17 protein-coding genes are annotated in these 19,884 nt (G+C 55.8%); 3 read left to right on the top strand and 14 right to left on the bottom strand.

What is annotated here, in order from left to right; translation table 11 throughout:
* Positions 1–5 precede the first annotated feature (5 nt).
* Entirely contained in the window at positions 6–791 is a 786-nt protein-coding gene (locus M3223_RS05670) for a helix-turn-helix domain-containing protein (protein ID WP_251559933.1), read from the bottom strand.
* Positions 792–994: 203 nt separating this feature from the next.
* Between M3223_RS05670 and M3223_RS05665 the strand changes: the two genes are divergently transcribed.
* Entirely contained in the window at positions 995–2,293 is a 1,299-nt protein-coding gene (locus tag M3223_RS05665) for an aminotransferase class I/II-fold pyridoxal phosphate-dependent enzyme (RefSeq protein WP_251559931.1), read from the top strand.
* Between the two features lie 365 nt (positions 2,294–2,658).
* On the opposite strand, the gene M3223_RS05660 is transcribed toward M3223_RS05665, so the two are convergent.
* The 6 genes from M3223_RS05660 to M3223_RS05635 all read right to left on the bottom strand — a co-directional run bounded on the left by M3223_RS05660 (position 2,659) and on the right by M3223_RS05635 (position 8,941).
* Positions 2,659–3,918 carry an ABC transporter permease gene (locus M3223_RS05660; protein WP_251559929.1) on the bottom strand — a complete coding sequence of 420 codons (1,260 nt, stop codon included), beginning with the start codon at positions 3,916–3,918 and terminating at the stop codon, positions 2,659–2,661.
* Entirely contained in the window at positions 3,902–4,741 is an 840-nt protein-coding gene (locus M3223_RS05655; protein WP_251559927.1) for an ABC transporter ATP-binding protein, read from the bottom strand. Before M3223_RS05655 ends, M3223_RS05660 begins: the two co-directional genes overlap by 17 nt.
* Positions 4,699–6,261: a DEAD/DEAH box helicase gene (locus tag M3223_RS05650; protein WP_251559925.1), complete on the bottom strand. Its 1,563-nt coding sequence runs from the start codon at positions 6,259–6,261 to the stop codon at positions 4,699–4,701. The genes M3223_RS05655 and M3223_RS05650 overlap by 43 nt, the downstream gene beginning before the upstream one ends.
* A gap of 25 nt (positions 6,262–6,286) precedes the next feature.
* Complete coding sequence (locus tag M3223_RS05645; RefSeq protein WP_251559923.1) at positions 6,287–7,060, bottom strand: SDR family NAD(P)-dependent oxidoreductase; 774 nt, start codon at positions 7,058–7,060, stop codon at positions 6,287–6,289.
* Between the two features lie 161 nt (positions 7,061–7,221).
* A complete protein-coding gene (locus M3223_RS05640; protein WP_251559921.1) occupies positions 7,222–7,683 on the bottom strand; it encodes a chemotaxis protein CheX in 462 nt (153 codons plus the stop codon).
* 265 nt (positions 7,684–7,948) lie between these two features.
* Positions 7,949–8,941, bottom strand: coding sequence for an HRDC domain-containing protein (locus tag M3223_RS05635; RefSeq protein WP_251559919.1), 993 nt, complete (start codon positions 8,939–8,941; stop codon positions 7,949–7,951).
* Between the two features lie 242 nt (positions 8,942–9,183).
* Here M3223_RS05635 and M3223_RS05630 point away from each other — a divergent pair, with 242 nt between their 5' ends.
* Positions 9,184–9,480: a DUF3055 domain-containing protein gene (locus tag M3223_RS05630; RefSeq protein WP_251559917.1), complete on the top strand. Its 297-nt coding sequence runs from the start codon at positions 9,184–9,186 to the stop codon at positions 9,478–9,480.
* A 101-nt stretch (positions 9,481–9,581) separates the two neighbouring features.
* Complete coding sequence (locus tag M3223_RS05625; RefSeq protein WP_251560988.1) at positions 9,582–9,881, top strand: hypothetical protein; 300 nt, start codon at positions 9,582–9,584, stop codon at positions 9,879–9,881.
* Positions 9,882–10,163: 282 nt separating this feature from the next.
* Here the strand turns inward: M3223_RS05625 and M3223_RS05620 are convergent, their stop codons facing one another.
* The 7 genes from M3223_RS05620 to M3223_RS05590 form a co-directional block, all read right to left on the bottom strand.
* The gene (locus M3223_RS05620) at positions 10,164–11,411 is read right to left on the bottom strand and encodes a DUF445 domain-containing protein (protein WP_251559915.1); all 1,248 of its coding nucleotides are present in this window, start codon (positions 11,409–11,411) and stop codon (positions 10,164–10,166) included.
* A 201-nt stretch (positions 11,412–11,612) separates the two neighbouring features.
* Complete coding sequence (locus tag M3223_RS05615) at positions 11,613–15,341, bottom strand: WIAG-tail domain (RefSeq protein ID WP_251559913.1); 3,729 nt, start codon at positions 15,339–15,341, stop codon at positions 11,613–11,615.
* A gap of 156 nt (positions 15,342–15,497) precedes the next feature.
* Positions 15,498–16,412 (bottom strand): HPr(Ser) kinase/phosphatase, encoded by a 915-nt coding sequence (gene hprK / locus M3223_RS05610; RefSeq protein ID WP_251559910.1) that lies wholly within the window; start codon positions 16,410–16,412, stop codon positions 15,498–15,500.
* A 33-nt stretch (positions 16,413–16,445) separates the two neighbouring features.
* The gene (locus M3223_RS05605; protein ID WP_251559908.1) at positions 16,446–16,919 is read right to left on the bottom strand and encodes a GNAT family N-acetyltransferase; all 474 of its coding nucleotides are present in this window, start codon (positions 16,917–16,919) and stop codon (positions 16,446–16,448) included.
* Positions 16,920–16,945: 26 nt separating this feature from the next.
* The gene (locus M3223_RS05600) at positions 16,946–17,443 is read right to left on the bottom strand and encodes a hypothetical protein (protein WP_251559907.1); all 498 of its coding nucleotides are present in this window, start codon (positions 17,441–17,443) and stop codon (positions 16,946–16,948) included.
* Between the two features lie 139 nt (positions 17,444–17,582).
* Positions 17,583–18,605 carry a CotS family spore coat protein gene (locus M3223_RS05595; protein WP_251559905.1) on the bottom strand — a complete coding sequence of 341 codons (1,023 nt, stop codon included), beginning with the start codon at positions 18,603–18,605 and terminating at the stop codon, positions 17,583–17,585.
* Between the two features lie 6 nt (positions 18,606–18,611).
* Positions 18,612–19,862: a glycosyltransferase family 4 protein gene (locus M3223_RS05590; protein ID WP_251559903.1), complete on the bottom strand. Its 1,251-nt coding sequence runs from the start codon at positions 19,860–19,862 to the stop codon at positions 18,612–18,614.
* Between the last annotated feature and the right edge of the window lie 22 nt (positions 19,863–19,884).

Raw genomic sequence — 19,884 nt, 5'->3', positions numbered from 1 at the left:
GGCGGCTACCGGATCTCGGATGGGCTTTTGCCCGTATATTGCTTGAATTGCCTGCTGAAAAAAAAGATATCCCGGTAGCCGAGCGCATCAGCCACCTCCGTTACATTCATCCCGCCGTGCATCAGCAGATGCTGCGCGCGTTCGATTCGCGTACGAATCATATAGGTCTGAACGGGGATTCCTATAATCTCTTTAAACTTGATGCTGAAATAACGCGGCGACAGGCCCGCCCGGCCCGCCAAATCCTCGACACGGTGCGAAATGCCGGGGTTTTGCCGGATAAAGTTGGCGATTTCCTGAATTGCCTCTGTAAGCTGGTTGCTCGCCTTGCGTTCAACCGGAGCCTCCAGATCGTCCCGCAGCAGATGAATCATGAGCTGCTTCAAAATGAGGCTCGCTTCTTCCTCCGCTGCGAACAGCTTTACGAGGAACAGCCGGACATACCGCGAGAGCAGATATTCAAACTCCACCGTATCCTCCAAAACGCGATGCCTTTCCGGCACCTCGCCCGATTCGCCTTCTACGTCAAAATGAATATACGTAAGGACGAGCGGTTTTTGCGGGTTGTGGACGGCGCTTGTATAGTCGCCGGGACGGAACAGGAAACAGCTGCCTTTTTCGAGCGGATACGTGTCGTTGTTAAGCGTCAGCTCCCCTTCTCCGCTCCAGACATAGAAGAGGTCGTAATTGGCCATCGGCTTGTCCCTGCGCGGCCATTTCCAGCCTGGTTCGCAGACAATTTTGGCAAAGGACGGCAGCAAAACAAAGGATGAGGGCGGTACGTGCAGCATGTAAGCCTCCCGTTAGGTGCATATCATTTATTTTCGTCATCATAACCCAGCAGCGGCGCCTGCGGCAAGACGGAGAAAGTTTGCTTTTTATCCTCCCGCCGGAGCTCAAAAAATGGTATAATGACTGCCGAATACTAAAGCCCGCCGGGACCTGCACTATGAAGGCCCGGACACATCGCTCCCGGAAGGACGGAAGAGGAATCATGAACTCACTTGCGCAGCAGTTGAACACCGCGCTGGAAAAAGGCAACGCCCATGTCTATGCCATGCTGTCGGGGCTCGGACGGCAGCTGTATTTTCCGAAGGAAGGCATACTGAGCCAGTCTGCAGAAGCTAAGACGAAGGCCAAGAAGTTCAACGCTACCATTGGTATCGCTACGGAAAACGGGGTGCCGATGCATCTCAAGGCGATTCAGGATACGCTGTCCGCGTACGACCCGAAAGACCTGTACGAATATGCTCCTCCCGCTGGCAAGCCGGAGCTGCGCACTGCATGGCGCGAGAAAATGATTCACGAGAATCCGTCGCTTAACGGCAAATCCTTCGGCAATCCGGTTACGACCAATGCGCTTACCCATGGCCTCAGCATCGTGGCGGATCTGTTTGCGGACAACGGCGACGCCGTTATCATTCCAGACAAAAACTGGGAGAACTACGAGATGACGTTTGGCATTCGCCGCGGAGCTCAAATTGTGGAGTACCCGCTCTACAATAGCGACAACCGTTTTAATGCAGCCGGACTGCGCGAAGCGCTGCTCGCTCAACGCGACAAAGGCAAAGCCATCGTCATTCTTAATTTTCCGAACAATCCTACCGGTTACACGCCAGGACGCGAGGAATGTGAAGAAATCATTGCAGCGCTTGAAGCCGCCGCCAACGAGGGCATTCTCGTCGTAGCCGTGACGGATGACGCCTACTTCGGTCTCTTCTTCGAGGATTCCGTTCATGAATCGCTGTTCGGACGTCTCGCCGGACTTCACGAGCGCATTCTTCCGGTCAAAGTTGACGGCGCAACGAAGGAAGAATACGTGTGGGGCTTCCGCGTCGGCTTTATTACCTACGCCTCCGAATCGCCGGAAGTGCTCGCCGCCCTGGAGCAAAAAACGCTTGGCATTATCCGTTCCACCATTTCCAGCGGCCCGCATCCTTCCCAGACCTTCATCCTTAAAGCGCTGAAGGATCCTGAGTTCGAGACGCAAAAAGCCGAGAAGTATGCCATTATGAAAAGCCGTGCCAACCGCGTCAAATCGCTGCTGGAAAGCGGCCGATATCAAGGCGCCTGGACCTATTATCCGTTTAACTCCGGTTACTTCATGTGTCTCCGCCTTGAAGGCGCAGGCGCGGAAGCCGTCCGCCAGCGTCTGCTGGAAGCATACGGCGTAGGCACGATTGCCCTTGGCGAAACCGATCTGCGCGTCGCCTTCTCTTGTACGGAGGAAGCGAATTTGGAAGAGCTGTTCGACTGCGTTTATCAGGCAGTCAACGATATAAAAAACGCTTAATTTTTAAGATTATACCGGCAGACTGACGGGCGCCTTTTGTTCCATGCCCGTCGCGTGTCGCCGCAGCAGAAGCCTTGTCCTTTGCCTCAGCGCAAAGAACAGGGCTTTTTTTCATGCGAAAAGTTGTCCAAGTAGTCTCCAAAACTATCGCCACGCCCCAGGCTTATCCTATCGGGGCGGGAGTATTACGCATGGAATTCATTCGCACTCTCTCGCAGAGCATTCCGAAAAATGGAAATGCTTTGGCTATGCCGTAACTAGCCGCAGAACAATGGCAAATAAGCTCGGCTGAATACAAAAAAACCGGCGGCTGGAACAATCCAGCCGCCGGTTTATATGGCCGATTATACTTAACAAACGATTGTCTAATCGTCCTCTTCCTCCATCAGCTGTTTGCGCAGCATGCGGCGGGGCCGCATCAGCACATAAACCAGCATGCCTGCTCCAGCTAAGACAGCAGGAAGCAAGGCGCCGTCAAGCAACAGCGGCAAACAGCCGGACAGCCAGAGCAGGACAGCGATAACAGCAAGCACAAAGCGGTCGACAACCGCCGCCGAACGCAAACGCTCCAGTTCAGGCAGCGGATAAACATGTCTCCATACCGTATGCCGGTGCCACGATACAAGCGCGCTCGACTGCAAGCCGGCGATAACGAGAAACAGCAGCGTGCAGACGGCAGCGCCCCAGCCGCCCAGCCAGACAGAGTCTCCAAGCCAATAGCTGCACAGCATGCCGATCAGCGTTAAACGAAGCAGCATGCCTCCGAGCTCCGTACGAGCCGCGCTGAGGCTGTACAAATACGTATAGGTACTGCGGCGGCGAAGCGGAATCACGGCGGCAATCCAGGAGAAATAAGGCCGGGAACGCACGCTTGACGGCTGAGAGGGAACATCGGTGAACCAGCCGAAAAAGCCCATATAACGCCCTTCGGTGCGCTCCTCCTCCTGAATCAGCCGTTCCCACGGAAGTCCGTGCCGGGCTGGCAGCCGTGAAGCCGCCCACCAGAGAAAAAGCGAGGGCAGCGTCATGAGCAGCGCCGTTAACGGATGAGCCGTCAGCCATACATAGATGAGCCACGCTGTGAGCGCCAGCCTAACTGCTTTAAGCAGCATACGGCTCGCCGGCCATGCGATTTGACGCTCCCGCCATGCCGCCGCTCCCGCTAAAAGCTTAAGGGCCAGCAGTGCAGCCAGCACCGGGAAGAGCGCCGGCGACCAGCCCGTCAGCGCGTCTTGAGGCACATGAGCGCGAATCGGCCAGTAAAGCAGCAGGACGGCTGCCGAGAGCAGCAGCCCGCCGGGCAGCGTATGCCGCAGGGAGCGGCGTGTATAAGGTCCCATGGCGCCCTCGCGCGGCATTAGAAACACAATATCCGCAGGCTTCAGCCATGTGCGCATTGGGCTCCAGTAGAGGACGGGAGTCAACAGCAGCGCTCCAACCGCAGCGGCCGGAAAGTCAGCGGGAATATTGGCAATAAAGTCCGTATAATAAGCGGCGCCAATAATAATCAGTGCAAAAATGACAAGCGGCAGCCCGCTGCGGATCATATCGCCGATATAAGGCATGCAGCTCCGGTAAAAGGCGCCGGCTCTCCGGCGCCATTCCTGCTCAAGCTCCTTTTCCATCGGCGTCACTCTCCTCCACGACGCGGTAGAAAATCTCTTCCAGAGAATCCCCGTCCTGCCCCCGTGCCGTTCTGACCTGCTCCATCGTCCCCATCTCCCGGATTTTGCCTCCGTGCAGCAAAATGAACCGGTCGCAGTATGCTTCAACCGTAGACAGAATATGGGTGCTCATAAGAATCGCCGCCCCCCGGCTCCTTTCCTGCATCAGACGCTCCAAAAGCGAGCGGATGCCGAGCGGATCAAGGCCAAGGAACGGCTCGTCGATAATATAAAGAGCCGGGCGCGCCAGCAGGGCGTTCATGAGCATGACTTTTTGCTTCATCCCTTTTGACAGATGAGCGGCGCTTGCCGTTTTTTTCGGGGTCATCCGGAATTCAGCCAGCAGCTGTTCGGAACGCTCCGCATAATCCTGCTCCCCGATTCCGTATGCCATAGCGGTCAGCCTCAAATGCTCCTCTACGGTGAGCTCCTCAAACAGCACGGGAACCTCCGGAACGTACGCATACGATCCCCGGTATTTTTCCGCATTCTGCTGGAGGGTCGTGCCGGAAATGATGATCTCGCCGCGATGAGGCGTCATTAAGCCGAGCAAATGTTTCACCGTTGTGCTTTTACCGGCTCCGTTCAAGCCGATCAATCCCATCATTTCTCCTGCCCGCACGGTAAAATCCAGCTCATGCAGCACGGGACGGCGCGGACTATACCCTCCGGTCAGTCCTTTCACCTGCAGCACAACATCCCCGATTGGCTCCTGATTCAACTTGTTCTCCCTCCAGTCGCTTAGCTTTGTGGCGGCTTCTGTTCCCGCTTCGCCTTCAGCCATTTTGGGGCTCCCTTATTTTTGTCCGCTTTGGCCGGACGGGATTTGGAAGACTTGCCCGTGGCTTGAGAAGACTTTGCCGCGGATTTGGCGGATGTGCCAGCCGGAGCTACTGCGGATGATTTGTTACCTGCTCCGGCAGCGGCCGGCGCTGCGCCTTGAACCGAAACGGAAGCCTTTTTTTCTCCGTTTGGACCGGACACTCGCCGGTTATCGCTTTGACGCGTCTCGGAAGGTTTGCTGCTCAAGCCAGGTTCCGCTGCATAACGGACCGGCTTTGCCGGGCTGGCGCTGCCGTTGGAGCCTGGTTTGACCTCGCTGCTGCGGCCAGCCGCAGCGGTGCGCGCAACCTGGCGTCCGCCGCCGTTTTTTTGGCGCGGCAGATCGGCCGGGTCCCACAGCTTTCCTTTGTACATGGCACGCTCCACCAGCTCGATGCCCAGCTTCCGTTCGTATTTCTCGATCAGGTACTTCTCGTTCGGAGCGGAAATGGTCAGCACGGTGCCTTCCCGGCCCATGCGGCCTGTCCGGCCGGAACGGTGCACATATTGATCCGCGTCTGCAGCCGGCTCCAGATTAACTACGAGCGGCAGCCCTGGAATATCCAGCCCGCGTGCTGCAACATCGGTAGCAAGCAGCAGCTGGCAGCGGCCGTCACGGAAGCGGGCCAGCGTCGCAGCGCGTTTCTGCTTGTCTGCGTCGCCGTACAATGTCTCAACCGCAAATCCCTCATAGGCCAGCTTGGCCTCATATTGAGCGATCATATCGGTGTTGTTAATGAACAGCAGAGCGGATTTTGGCTCCAGCAGCCTTAACAGCCTGCGTGCAGTGTCCAGCTTGTCCCGCCAATCGCAGACAACAAAAAAATGGGATATCGTATCGGATACGCGCTGCTCAGGCTGGATATCGATGCGCATGGGATCTTTCATCCAGCGCTTTTCAAGCGTCTTCATTACATCGGGATAAGTGGCGCTGAAAAATGCGATCTGCCTGTTTTTCGGCGTTGCCCAAAGAATCGTCTCGACCTCGCTCGTCGAGCCGAGCGCGAATACCTGATCCGCCTCGTCCACTACGACGGTGGCTGCTTGGGTAAGCTTCAGCTTGCGGCCTTTGACGAGTTCGTGAATGCGGCCTGGCGTACCGATGACCAGCTGCGGATTCAGCTTCAGCTTCTCCAGCTGGCGCTTCATTGCCGCTCCTCCGATCAGCTGCTGCGACCGGATGCCCAGCGGCTCCCCATATTCCTGCGCCACCCGTACGATCTGCATGGCAAGCTCCTGAGTCGGGGCCAAAATAATCGCTTGGATCGCCTTGCTGTCCGAATCGAGGCGCTGCAGCAGCGGAAGCAAATAAGCCAGCGTTTTGCCGGTTCCCGTCTGTGAGCCCGCAGATACGTCCTTCCCGTCAAGCAGCGGCGGAATTGCCTGCTCCTGTATTGGCGTCGGTTCTCCGATGCCGTTTTCCGGGAACCGTGTGCATGCGGCCTCGTTCAGTCCGAGACGTTTCCAGCTTTCAAGTGACATAACAATAATTTCTCCTTCAACCATGCTATTTTTTGTTGAGCATCGGTCCGGCGATCCGGTCGGCGATTCTCGGGAATAGTTGATAAAGCTTCGTACCAGCGGCAAGCGCCCAAGGAAGATCCAGCTCAGGACGCGGCTTATCCACCAGACCGGCGATACGCTGCGCGACCTTGTCCGGCTTCATCATCAGCCATCCTATATTGCGCGTGTAGCTGCCCTCGGGATCGGCCTGTTCAAAAAAAGGCGTGTCAATCGGGCCGGGATTGACGGCGGACACGTAAATGCCGCTGCCGGACAGCTCCTGCCGCAGCGCATTGGTCAGTCCCAGCGCGGCGTGTTTGCTGGCTGCATAACCGCTGGACTTAGGTGTAGCCAGCTTGCCCGCAATTGAAGCAACATTAATGATATGGCCGCTGCCGCGTTCCCTCATTTCCGGCAGAACCGCTTTAATGCAGCGGACCATCCCCATATAGTTCGTATCCATCATGGCTTGGAATTCCTCCAGAGGAGCATCCTCAAACCGTTTAAACAAGCCAAATCCCGCATTGTTAATCAACACGTCGATCCGGCCGAACTCCTCTTGAATGCTGCGGAATGCCGCGTCGACGGAACGGTCGTCCGTAATATCGACCCGTCTCGTCCCGCAGCGGGTACCGATTCGCTCTGCGGCAGCGCGAAGCCTATCCTCATTGCGTCCGCAAAGAACAGGCACTGCGCCTCTCTGCGCCAAGTAATAGGCCGTTAACGCTCCGATCCCGCTGGACGCGCCTGTAATGGCTACAATTTTATTCGTTATCATCCAAATCACCTGCACCAAGTGTACTTTATCCGCCGTCTCTTAGCAAAAATTCCTCCGCTCATCGCCGGCAGCTGCATGTTATTGCCGGACCTGCTCCGAATCTGCCGCCGCATCCCGTGCTGACGACAAAAAAAAGCTCCCTCAGGGAGCTTAAATACATGTTAGGATGCCAATAACACCTGTATATCCAATTGTCCGATTCCATCCATAAACAGCGGAACAGTAAGCGCCTTGCGGGCTTCAAAAAGCTGCAGCTGAGCTCCTTGCAAAAGGGCCGGCGGCGTAATATCGACATGCACCCCTTGGCTGGAAAGCTTCGTGCTGGCATTGCCGCTGATCATGTTGCTAAGCTCGGAAATTGCGCTTCTTCCCATATCGTCGAGAGAGGAGATCTGAAAGCCGCCCATCATGGCCGATACGATGTTCAGCGCCGAGACCTCGCTCATCCCGAATACGATATCTCCATTCACTTGTCCGATCAACTGAATTTGAATCCAGATAAAGCCCGATTGTCCTCGCAGCTCCTTAAGACCTATAGGTCCCGTCTGCGGCTTCCTCTGTACGACCTGCTCCAGTACCATTACCGCAGATTCCAGGAACGGATTGATAAATTCGGCTTTCATCAGCGCCACTACGCTCCTTATGAATCAAGTTTCACGTGCGTATGTATATAGGAGCTATTATACTAAATAACCTGAAGCAAGTATACCAATAGTTGCATTTAATAGACTTTAGACCTATGTTGTCAACCCTATTGGCGATCTATATTGAGGGATGGTAAAGGCTGGGTAATTAAGGTATTGAGACTTGAACCCTCAATTTGCAACAAGACCAAGGACCTGCCTCAAGCGGCGCTGAGAAAGCGTTTACGCTTGCTTTCGAATCGATTTACATCGCTTCCATCGTCCCTCCGGCATTTTCCTTTCTGTTGTACATGCGGACCAGCCTCAGCCGGTCGTAAATCAGCTCAATCTTAAGTCCCGGTGCAGGCTCCGAGCCATACACTTTTTGCAGAATCGGCTTTAAGTATTTATCCCCCTCCTCTTTCAACGCTTCACGGATACGGAGCAGCTCCTCAGACGGAACACCTTCCAGCTCTCTGGCAATGAGCGGCTCTAGGTCGTATCCCTCCTGATCCAGCTGCTCAATCCGTTCCATTAGCTCCCTTCTCGGAAGGCCTGTATCGGCTTGCAGCTGCTCCAGCATTTTTCCGCTTTGCACCCCTTCCAAAATAAGACGGCAGGACTGCTGGCGGTCCAGCCGGTTTTTATACTTGGTTTCCTTCTGCTTGTACAGCCATTGAACATATGTCTTTGTGTCCAGCGATTGCTGCACCCAATCCAGCGGAAACGGCTGCGGCTGCGGGAAACCTGCCGATATGTCCAGTACTTCCGCGCTGTAGCTGGCGCTTTTACCCGGACCCCATCCCGGAATCTGAACGAGCTCCTCCGGCGTTTTTGGCACAAAAGCGCTTATCATCAGCAGCGTCCGGTTTGTTGCTACGAGATATGCGGATTTTTTATCCTGAGATGCCTTAACGCGCCTCCAGTCCTTCAATGCCTCGTACAGAGCGCTGTCCGCATGAAGCTCGCCATAACATTGCAGACGGCTGATATAACCGCCCTTTCCGGTCTGGCGCTCGTCCAGCATGCCGTCGATAAGCGGCGCAAACCCTTGCCCCATGCGAATAGCGATACCGTGCCGGAATGCGTCGAGCATCTCTTCCCAGGACGATCCCTCGTACCATGCCTCTTCCGGCTCCGAGCTGACGCTCCACATAACCGACCAGATGCCCTGCTGCTCGCAGATGGACAGCTGAGCGCTTTCCAGCCTGCCGTCATCCAGCGGTTTTTCAAAGGAATTCAAAAATACGATCTGCATCTTCGTTAAGCACCTCCGCAAATGTGTCCAGCCTGGGCAAAACGAAAAAAAGCACCTCTCCCGCCTGCAAGTTGCAGGCAAGAGAGGTGCTTCCTCCCGGTTCAAACCTTATCTGGTAGCTTTATCCTAGCACAGCATGCTCCCTTCCCGCAATTCCAAATTGACTAATCCGTGATATACTTACAGCACCGAACGGACATTGATCCGGCATATTGGGCACGCGTACTTGGAGGGATTGGAACATGCAGCTTAAAGATTATGATTTCATGTCGGACTCGACGGAGCAGACGTCGACGCGATTTGTAACCTTGATTACGCCAGGATTGAAACGTTTTGATCTCGCAATATTGACAACAAACCGATTTTACGGCAAAAAGCTCGTTACGGATTTGCAGGGAGGACGAACCGCCATCATCGGCCAAGACGATCTGGAGGAGGAAGGTTATCTTGAGCATGTATTCAAGCTGACGGAAGAAGAAGCCTCCGAGCTGGCCGGATTTCTTTCCCTCGTTGTCGGAGAAGTGAATTTTACCGATTGAGCGGGAGAAGCTACTACAGCATCTCAAATCTGGAACGGCTGACCGTTCCGAATGAAGGAGGTTGCTGTACGTTGCCGAATGAGCAGGAGCAAGGCGGCTTCATCGGACGTCCTGACACCGACGCTGCCACAGAGCAATCCCGCCGGGAGAAGTACACCGACTTATCTACGGTTGAATCCAGCCGCAACGACCTGACGTTTGAGGAATTTCCGGAAGGACCTTACGGGGCGGATTTGCATGCGGAGGAAGCCGTCAAAAGCACGCCATGGCGCGCGGAGCAGCGTCAACCGAACCGTTTCGGTTATGAAAACCGCCGTTTGCACGGAGATCAGGAACGCGATTATCCCGGCGATGACCGCAGCGGATCCGGAAGCGAAGCGACGCCGGAACAGACGGAATAAGGTTGCCGTAGACGCCAAAAAGCAGCTCAGCCCGTTTCGGGATTGAGCTGCTTTTTGGCGTTGCATTTCCTTAATAAAACTGGTGAAAGTAGCCGCTGCGCCAAAGCTCGGCCCTCCGATCGCTGTTGACCTCCGATTTCTTTGAATTACTCCGCATCTGTGGTAGAAATCGGACGTCAAAGGCGAACGCTGCCGCTTCTACGAGCTCGACCTTTGGCTCCGCTTTTTTTCACTAGTTTTCAAACGGCTACCCCAACTAGGCTTCGCCTAGTATCCGGCAGCTTAAATCCAGCTGATCAGCGTCAAAATGATCCCGATTAAAAAGCCGCACACCGCGCCATTGACGCGAATCCACTGCAAATCGCTGCCCACCTTGGATTCCAGCATATCCACAAGCTGTTTGTCGTCCAGCTTGTTCAGGTTGTCGCGCACAAGCAGACCGATACGGAAGTGGTTGCTTTCAATCGCATGGACGACCAGATCGGACAGCCGCTCCTCCCAACGGGCAACCATCTCCTCCTCGCGCTCCAGCCTTTCGCTGACCGCTCTTACCGCCGTCACAACAAGGCGGCCTCCCTCTTGTTTGTCGCGCTCCAGCCAATCCAGCAGCTTGCGCTGCAGCTCCAACGCTTTGCCGCTGGCGAATTCGCTTACTTGCGGCGTCTCCAGCTTGGCGGCGACCCACTCCTTGGCGCGGTCAAGGCTCTGCTCGTCTTCCGCAAGCCCCATCAAGCGGGAGCGCAGCTCAAGCAGCATTGCTTCGCGCTGGCGGCTTCCCGGTGTGGTCAAATCCTTTACGCCGGAGAGCAGCATATGCTGCAGCATCGCTCCCATTTTTTCCTCGTTCATGAAACCGGCAAAGGCCTGTACGGCAAACCCCATAAATCCGCCAACCTGCAGCTCCTGCAGCTTGTTCTGCGCAATTTCGCCCAGCATTTTGCCTGTTGACGGCTTGGCAATCCAATCTATCGCCTGATCCAGCGCGTAATCCAGCGCCTTTTCATCGAGCCGTTCACGAATGACGGTTTCCGCGGCTTTCTCAGCTCCCGGCTTCAGATCGAGCTGGCGCGTATACCCAACTGCTCCCTGCAGCAGCGAAGCGGCCAGCTTGTCCAGCGGCAGCCTTTCTACAATCGCCTGCGCCGCAGACAGCACCGCCACGCGGCTGCTCCGTTTTGCCAGCTGTTTGACGATAAATTGGCCTGTGCTTTGAATCAGCTTGAGCTTGCGCAGCCTTCCGCTGATGCTTTCCTTGTTCAACAACTCGTTCTCCAGTGCGGAGACAAGCGCATTGATCATTTTCGGCTTGTTTTTGACGATCAAATTTGTATGCGGAATCCGCAGGCCAAGCGGATGGCGGAAAAGCGCACTGACTGCAAACCAGTCTGCAATACCGCCGACCAATCCCGCTTCGAATCCGCCCTGCAGCAGCTCAAGAGCCAAGCGGCCCTCGCCCGCAAATACCGTTGTAACGGCAAAACCGCCTGCCATCACTGCCAGCGATACGCCGGCCGCATATTTGGTTCTCATGGATGTTCCCCCGATTCGGCATTTAGCTACTTCTAGTTGCATTATAACCAAAACGGCAGCCATTCGAAAATGCATGCAGCTTCAGCAGCATAAAGGCCGCAGCGGACTGCGGCCTTTTGCATTTAATCCGCCTCAAGCTAAAGCGGCATCGGGCATTCATGCGGTGTTTGACCAATGCTGCGCATTAGCCTCAATGCTTAGCTACCCTAGTGCGATCCAATTGACGGTTCCGCTCGGTGTCGGCCCAAAACGGGTGCGTACGACGGCCAGCACGGCGCCTTCAGCCGTTTTGCTGCGAATGATAACGCTGCATGACGGATGATCGCAGGATGCCGTTAGCGCATAGTCGGCATGTTTAAACCTTTCCGGGAAACGAATAGGAAGCTCGATCTCCTCCATCGTTTCTCCGAATGTGAAGCTGGCCAATCCGAATCGCGGCGGGTTTTCATTTACAGGCTGCTGAACCGGTTCCGGGTTCGCTTGGCTTCGCATGGAGCTGCGCAGCTCCGACTGGCTGATTAATAACCGTGATTCAGCCGCAGTCAGCTCCGACTTCAGCTCTTCATATTTCGCTTCTAGCCCGCCCTGAGCCTGCAAATATCTGGACTCGCTGGCCGCAATTTCGCCCATCAGCTTTTTGCAGCGGGCATCCAATCCGCCCAAAGCCTGCATTTGCCGGGAGCTGTTCGCCGTTATTTCGGCCTTCAGTTCATCGTAACGCGACTTTGATCCCGATTGAGATTGCTGGAGGCGGGATTCGCTTGCCGTATACTCAGACTGCAGCTCGCTGCAGCGGGACTCCAATCCGGCCAATGATTGCTTGAGGCCGGACACGCATGCTGACAGCTCCGCTTCCAGCTCGCTGCAGCGGGATTCCAGACTCGCCTGCGCTAGCAAATGGCGGGATTCGCTCGCCTTTAGCTCTGCTTCCAGCTCGCCGCAGCGGGACTCCAGACTCGCCTCCGCTAGCAAATGCCTGGACTCGTTCGCCGACAGCTCCGACTCTAGCTCGCCGCAGCGGGACTCCAGACTCGCCTCCGCTAGCAAATGCCTGGACTCGTTCGCCGACAGCTCCGCTTCCAGCTCGCTGCAGCGGGACTCCAGACTCGCCTCCGCTAGCTGGTGGCGGGATTCGCTCGCTGACAGCTCCGACTCCAGCTCGCCGCAGCGGGCTTCCAGACTCGCCTCCGCTAGCAAGTGGCGGGATTCGCTCGCCGCCAGCTCAGCCTCCAGATCACTGCAGCGGGCTTCCAGACTCGCCTGCACATGCAGGTGGCGGGATTCGCTCGCCGTCAGCTCCGACTCCAGCTCGCCGCAGCGAAGCTCTAACGCCTCGAGCTCCAGCTTCAGCTCGTGTTTGATCTCTGCTGCGATGCGTCTGAGCTCAGCTGCAACATCCGGGCTAAGTGCAGCGAAACCTACCGCCCCGTCTTGAAGCTGCTGCCTTCCTACGCTTCCCGGCTGCAAATGCCGGGCTGAGACCGCTTCCTGCCGAATATGCTCCGCTCCAACCGATTGCTCCTGCAGATGAAAGCCCTGCAGCGCTCCCGGCCGGATATGCTTGCCGCCGATTGATTCCAGCGCCAGTTTATCGCTGCCAACCGAACCTGCGGACAGCTTTGCATCGGTAACGGCGCCATCCGCAAGCTGCCCGTTCCCTACGGCATTCGGTGCGAGCTGGTCTCTGCCGATTGAACCTTCCGCCAGATGTGCAGCCGATATTACGCCTTCCGCAATATGATAGGTCTGTACCGACCCGGCAGCCAGCTGCTCGGAGCCGACCGACTGCTGCTGCAGCTGTTCAGTCCCGATCGAATCCGGTTGCAGCTGCTCTGCTGATAAGCTGCGTGGAGCGATATGACGCGCCGTCACCGATCCATCCGTCAAATGATGAGCGCGGATCGCCTCCGTTGCGATATGCACCCCTAACACATTTCCTTCCTTCAGATGAGTGCTGCGCACTGCATCCGTCTCCAGCGCGGCCGAACCGACGATGCCGGTTGCAAGATGGCGCGCCTGGACCGATGATTCGCCTAATTTGGCGGAGCCAATGCTCCCATCCTCCACCTGTTCGGCTCCGACTGAACCCGGCGCCAGGCTGCTGCGTTCGACCGCATGCTGCTGAAGCTGTGCAGCTCCGATGGAGCTCGGCTGCAGCTCCGCCTGGCCGACGGATTGGGGGGCCAGCTTGGCGGAGTTCACGCTGCCGTCAGCAAGTTTGTCTGACGTTACAGAGCCGTCCGCTAATTTATCCGTGGATACGGATTCGGGGAACAGCTTAGAGGAGCTTACGGAGAAATCGGCAAGATGTTCACTCGTTATTGCCTGCGTCGCCAGCGATCTGCCCTCTACAGCAGCGTCCGCCAAATGAAACGGCGACACCGCCCCCTCCGCCAGCGCGCCTCCCTCAACCGCTCCTGCGGCAAAATGTCTTGGCTGTAAGACGCCATCGGCAAGATGGCGATTGCCGACGCTGCCCTCTTCAAGCTCGGAGGAGCCGACCGCATGGCGAGCCAGCTTGCCGCGTGTAACCGCCCCCTCCGCCAGGCCGAACGAATTGACCGATTCAGGCGCAAGATGAGCCGGTAAAATCGAGTATGCCTGGAGCTTGGCGGAACTGACGCTGCCCGGCTGCAGCTGAGGTTCACCGACGGCGTTTTCCTGCAGCTGCTTTTCGCCAACGGAACGCTCGGAAAGATGGTACTGCCTTACGCTTTGACCGATAAGCTTTGAGCCGTCCACACTGCCAGGAGACAAATGACGGCCTGACACGGCTTCTTCCGCAAGCTTAGCCGAGCCAACGCTGCCATCTGCCAGTTTAGCGGCCGACACAGCCTGATCCGCAAGCTGTTGAGCCGTAACGGCATTATCCTGAAGCTTTACGGAGGTTACGCTGCCGTCGGCAAGCTGGCTGCCGCCCACAGCTCCGTCGGCTAAATGCTCCGTCCCGATGCACGAAACTTCCAGATGACGGCTCTGCACCGCACGCTCTCCGATATGCTCTGAGACGATTGCATCTTCCGCCAAATGCCGGGTTTGTACAGCTTCATCCTGCAATTTATCCGACGTTACCGAGCCGTCTCGCAGCTTGGCGGACGTTACCGCTTGATCGCCCAGTTTTACTTGATCGACTGAGCCTGGAGCCAGCGCTTCCGCACCTACCGATTCCGGCGCATATAAACGTGCGTTAATGCTGCCGTCGGCAAGCGATTCCGCTGTGAGCGAGCCCTCCTTGATATGACGGGCCTCAATGGATCCGTCCTGCAGCAGACGGCCCGGAAAGCTCCGGTCAGCAAGCTTCTCGGGCGTAATGCTGCCATCGCGGAGTTTGGAAGCAACGACGCTCCCGTCAAGCAGCTTGCTGCCGCTGACCGAGCCGTCCGCCAGATGCTCCTCATATACGCTCTGCGATGCCAGCTTGACGGAGGTCACAGCGCCATCCTGCAGCTTGATGGAGCTGACGGAGCCGTCCCCCAGCGCGCCTTCGCCTACCGATCCCTCCACCAGTTTTTCCGCACTAACACTGCGCGGGGCCAGCTTGGCGGACGTTATGGAGCCATTTGCCAAATCAGAGCCGAATACGATAGGATTGACCGGCTCTTCCACCAGCTTGCGTTCATCCAGCTCCTGCTGTAGAACTGCCGTGCGTTCCGCTTCGACCGCTGCCTCCTCGTCAGCCTCTTCCTCGGATGAAGCCTGCTCCTGCTGCTGCTCCTCCAAGTTCGATTCTGAACTCAGCTCCAAATCCGGCTCTAAATCTTCAAGATTCAATTCCTTGGGCGCAGGCGGAGCCTCCACGCTGCTAATCTGGAACTGCTTTTGGCTCGTTTTCAGATCGTCAATCCATTCAATTTCGGAATACGATGGATTTTCCACCTGCAAAATCTTCTTCCGAAGCTTCGGCTGCTTGCCTCTCCGGTTGTTTGCCATAGCCCTCTCCTTTAATTCCGACATCATCAGGGCTACTATATGCGCGAAGGCGGGCTTTTTTACCATCAAGGACAACCAATTCGACAAAAAAAGCCCGTTCCCGGCCAATTGGCTCAAGAACGGGTACTTCTAGCAAACGTATCGCAACAGCTCTTTTTAATCCTCTTGCAGCCGGCTCATGAACTCTTCGACGGCGCTGTAGCCCTGCTGCTGCAGGTACCAGTTGTTCGCGGCCGCCTCTACCAAACTTGCTACGTCACGTCCGGGCTGCAGCTGAATTTGCATATGAGGTATTTTTACGCCCATATAATCCGTATATCTCTCTTCTATCTCGAGATCGTTGTTCAAATCGTTGTCGCGCCATTTGGTCAGCTCAATATCGAGCGCAATGCGGGTTTCGTCCTGAAACGCCTTGCGGCCGTATAACCGAACGACATTGATTAGCCCAATGCTGCGCAGAGCGAGAAACTCCTTCGTTTTACCGTTATGCGTTCCGAGCAGCGTGCGCGGACTCAGCTTTTTCAGCACGATTGCATCGTCAGCGACAAGCCGGTGGCCTCTGCGGATCAGCGAGTGCGCCGTTTCGCTTTTGCCTGCCCCCGAAGCACCGCGCAGCAGAATTCCGATGCCCGATACGTTCACGCATACGCCGTGGATCGTAATTTGCTCGGCAAGCTCTTTGACGAGATAGGCGTCCATCAGCGCGATGAATTCGGACGTAGACTGGCCTGTGCGCAGCAGCGGAATTCCTTCCTCCTCGCAATACCGCATGAGGTATTTCAAACCATCTTGGCCGGAGGTCACGATAAAACAAGGCGGATGATACTTCACGATGTTACCGATATGAAGATTCCGCTCCAGCTCGGTCAATTTATGTAAATAAGTGATTTCCTTGATTCCAAGCACCTGAACCCGTTCCATCGGAAAATAGTCAAAATACCCGACAAACTCCAGTCCCGGCCGGTGTCCGCCCGGCTTGCTCACCTTCCGGTCAAGGCTTTCTTCTCCGGCAAGAATCTCCAGCTTGAAGTGATCCGCCAATCGGCGAACCGTCATCATTCCTTTGCTCATATCCCGCGCGCCTCCCTCCCGTAATCTCGGCTCCTAACGCAGCCTCAGCTCATAGGTCAAAAACTCCGTATCCTGTTCATACCCTTCCGACTCGTATAAACGGCGCGCCGCCATATTGTCCGGGGCCGTAGACAGCTGAATATATGCCGCGCCTGTCGATCTGGCATGACGCTCCGCCTCATGAAGCAGCTGACGTGCCGTTCCCCGTCCGCGCCAGCGGCGGTCTACGTACAAATCGTTTAAAATCCAGGACCGCTTCATGGAAAGCGAAGAAAAGACAGGATACAGCTGCACGAATCCGGCCAATTCATCCTCAACAACAGCTGCAAGCAGAACCGAATCGCGGCGCTCCAGCCTCTCCCGGATAAAGTCTAACGCCGCTTCCCGCTGCGGCTGCTCATCCGCATACCCGTAAAACAGGCGATACTGATGAAACAGCTCCGACAGATTCCTTAACATGCCGGGATCCGCCTCGCAAATCCGTATTTCACCGCCGTTATCGTTCAATTGATTTACCTCCCGGCTGTACTCAATCAAGCCTCAGGCTTGAAGCCCTCTTCCATTAAATAATCCTCTGCCTCTTCGTACGTTTCAAAGGCCATTTCCAAATTCAGCCCGGCGTAAAGGTACCACAAATCTTCCTCATGCCGCAGCTCCAGCGTATTGCCGTCGCCATCGCGCCAGCTGTTCTTCGCCATGCGCCTCCGCTTGGCGGCGCGGCTCTGTCCCGGCTCGCGGGCTGGCGCGCCTGGCGGCTTGGATAGCGAAGCAATCGAAGCGGCGGTCAGCTCCCGCAGCTCGTCCGCATCCAGCTCGCGGATGTTTGTATACCCTTTTTCATCCGTATCCCAGCCGTTCAGCAGTCCGGCGTAAATAAAACCGCTGCCGTTTGGATGCAGCCGGAATACGACTGTTTTTTTCTCATGCTGGCTGCCTTCAAAGTGGAAATTAACCCGGCCCATCGAAACATCGTTGCGCGTCAGCTCCGGGAACGAAGTAAACAGGTCTAGCTTTTCATCAAAAGATAACATGGAACCCTCCGAATCCGTTATGTACAGCTAAGACCACTATATCATAATTCTAGCAGAGCTTCCGTATCCCAATTCCCGGCCGCAGCTCCAACGCCGCAAAACAAAAAAACCGTCTCCGGAAAGGAAACGGCTCTGGCGTTTAGCGAAGCGCGCGCTTGACGATCCGCTTCCAGGCAGCCAGCATGCGCAGCCGGCTTCTGTCTTTGCGGAGCATATCTTTAAATTTGTCCAGCGTCTCGGTCTGATCCCATTCCAGCCGCTCATGAAAATATTTGCTGGCCATTCCATAGAACAGATGCGGGAACAGCAGATCGGCGTAGATAACCCGGCACTGATCCGCCGTGAGCGGATGGCTTTTATGGTAAGCCCGCAGCATCGCGGCCGCTTTGAGCCCGCTCCAGCCCGTCTTTTTCATCACCTTGTTGAAAATTTTACGGATATCTCTCGCCGGAAGATCGATCGTCACGGAGTCCATATCGATCACATAATAACCGCGCGGAGACTTAATCAGGTTGCCGGCTGCAAAATCCTGATGGCATAAGTTGCCCTGCTCCGCCACTTTATTGACCCAGCGTCTGTACGAGCCGCCTTCAATGATGGCCATGGCACGTTTGCCCTGGAGGATGTACCGGTCAACATGCCGCATAAACAATTTGGAAAAAACGCTTCGGTCCAGCTTGGCAAGCGCCTTGAACAGCTCCAGATGGTCCAGCTGCTTCTGGTACGCATTGCTCCATCGTCCCAAATGCCGCCGCTCACGCAGCTCAGCCTGCGGCTGGAAGCCGCGGGACGCGCGATGGAATATGCCAAGCTGCCGCATAATCGACGCCAGCTCCACCGCTGTATAACGTTTAGGCGAGGTGCCCGGCACAAAGTCGGATAAAACATAACCTCTTCCTTCGTCATCTTCCGCAAAATCGGCGCCGGATGACGTTTGCACCATTTTTGGGATACGAACGCCTTTTTTCTGAAGGTATTTCGTCGCCTGCAGGAGAAACAGCAATCGGTCCTTTTCTGCCGGAGACTTTTTGAGCACCTTCGGCCCGGAAGAAGTGCTGACGAGCCATGAAGCTTTTTTATCTTTGTCATTCAGAATGACGGCCTCTTTGATCTCAAGCGGGAACTGGGACAGGACCGCCTTCACTTTGGACTGGTTATCCATCGCTCATTACCTGCCTCTTACTCGTTTTCGCCTCTTGCGGCTGGGTTTGCCTGTTCCGGCTGTCGCTTTTCTTTTCCGCATGAATGCAGCCTTTCTGTCGATCAGCATTTTGGTCGGCACACTGCGGTAGGCTTCGATGTACACGTTGTTGAGCCGCTCCGCCACATGCTCGAAAGTGAACGAAGACTCCGCTTTCTGGCGCCCGTTGCGCGCCATCTGTAACGCTTTCTGCGGATTGGACAGCATGAAGGAAATCGCTCCGGCAAACGATTCAACCTTTTTATACTCCCGCACGATATAACCGTTGACCCCGTGTGTCACAATCTCGCCGTTTCCGCCCCTGTTCGTCGTAATAATCGGGATGCCTGCAGCCATCGCCTCATAGTGAACCCGCGCGAGCGGCTCCTGCCACTGGGAGCTGCACACGAATACGTCGCTCATCAAATAATAGTTTTGAATTTCATCGGAAGGGACGTATTTCGTGAAAATAACCTTGCTGCCGTACGGCTTTGCCAGCCGCTGCAAGATTCGCCCATATTTATCAACCGTATCGTCGCTGAACCATTTGCCGCCGACAATGACAAGCACGGCGTTTGGATGCTCCCGCAGCACATGCTCCATCGACTGGATCAGCAAATGCGGCCCTTTTTTGACGCTGAGCCGCCCCACGTACAAGATGACCTTTTTATTCTCAAGGCCATGCTCCGCGCGCATGGATCGTCGGATCTGCTGTCCTTGCGCGGTCCAGACCGGATGAAACGTGCTTGGGTCAAAGCCCGAATACACCGTCTTGACTTTGTTGTCCGAACCCGCGACTCGTTCGGTAACAGTTCTTTTAATAAAATTGCTGACAGTGGTGATTTGGGATGCATATCGAACGCTCAGCTGAGCGTCGGCGTCCGACAGCTTGAACATGTGAAACATCTCGTTGTGAAGACTGACCACGAATCTGCTGGACGGCGAAGCCGACTTCAGCCGAATCAGATTTTTGGGGCGGTTGAACACATGAACGACATCGTATTTGTGCTGCTTTAACGATTCCGCCACCTTAGCGATATAAACTTCCCGAGGATAACGGTAATAAGTGACGCCGCTGCGAACCTCATAAATCGGCAGCTGCTCATCGGTGATGGAATACACCGTCATCTGGTGCTGCTTCGACAGCACCGGCAGCACGCCGTCAATCATAATTTGAATTGCCCCGCCCCGGATGGCCGGACTGGGCAGCTTTTCGGTGCATACGAACGCCAGCCTCATCGGCTTGCCTCCTCCGCCTTGC

It is taken from the genome of Paenibacillus pasadenensis, assembly GCF_023715725.1.
Lineage (GTDB): Bacteria > Bacillota > Bacilli > Paenibacillales > Paenibacillaceae > Paenibacillus_O > Paenibacillus_O pasadenensis_A.
This window is presented reverse-complemented; position numbering and strand designations above follow the sequence as displayed.

Coding starts and splice junctions, on each gene's coding strand:
- M3223_RS05670 (WP_251559933.1), bottom strand. CDS start 791: ATGCTGCACGTACCGCCCTCATCCTTTGTTTTGCTGCCGTCCTTTGCC.
- M3223_RS05665 (WP_251559931.1), top strand. CDS start 995: ATGAACTCACTTGCGCAGCAGTTGAACACCGCGCTGGAAAAAGGCAAC.
- M3223_RS05660 (WP_251559929.1), bottom strand. CDS start 3,918: ATGGAAAAGGAGCTTGAGCAGGAATGGCGCCGGAGAGCCGGCGCCTTT.
- M3223_RS05655 (WP_251559927.1), bottom strand. CDS start 4,741: ATGGCTGAAGGCGAAGCGGGAACAGAAGCCGCCACAAAGCTAAGCGAC.
- M3223_RS05650 (WP_251559925.1), bottom strand. CDS start 6,261: ATGTCACTTGAAAGCTGGAAACGTCTCGGACTGAACGAGGCCGCATGC.
- M3223_RS05645 (WP_251559923.1), bottom strand. CDS start 7,060: ATGATAACGAATAAAATTGTAGCCATTACAGGCGCGTCCAGCGGGATC.
- M3223_RS05640 (WP_251559921.1), bottom strand. CDS start 7,683: ATGAAAGCCGAATTTATCAATCCGTTCCTGGAATCTGCGGTAATGGTA.
- M3223_RS05635 (WP_251559919.1), bottom strand. CDS start 8,941: ATGCAGATCGTATTTTTGAATTCCTTTGAAAAACCGCTGGATGACGGC.
- M3223_RS05630 (WP_251559917.1), top strand. CDS start 9,184: ATGCAGCTTAAAGATTATGATTTCATGTCGGACTCGACGGAGCAGACG.
- M3223_RS05620 (WP_251559915.1), bottom strand. CDS start 11,411: ATGAGAACCAAATATGCGGCCGGCGTATCGCTGGCAGTGATGGCAGGC.
- M3223_RS05615 (WP_251559913.1), bottom strand. CDS start 15,341: ATGGCAAACAACCGGAGAGGCAAGCAGCCGAAGCTTCGGAAGAAGATT.
- hprK (WP_251559910.1), bottom strand. CDS start 16,412: ATGAGCAAAGGAATGATGACGGTTCGCCGATTGGCGGATCACTTCAAG.
- M3223_RS05600 (WP_251559907.1), bottom strand. CDS start 17,443: ATGTTATCTTTTGATGAAAAGCTAGACCTGTTTACTTCGTTCCCGGAG.
- M3223_RS05595 (WP_251559905.1), bottom strand. CDS start 18,605: ATGGATAACCAGTCCAAAGTGAAGGCGGTCCTGTCCCAGTTCCCGCTT.
- M3223_RS05590 (WP_251559903.1), bottom strand. CDS start 19,862: ATGAGGCTGGCGTTCGTATGCACCGAAAAGCTGCCCAGTCCGGCCATC.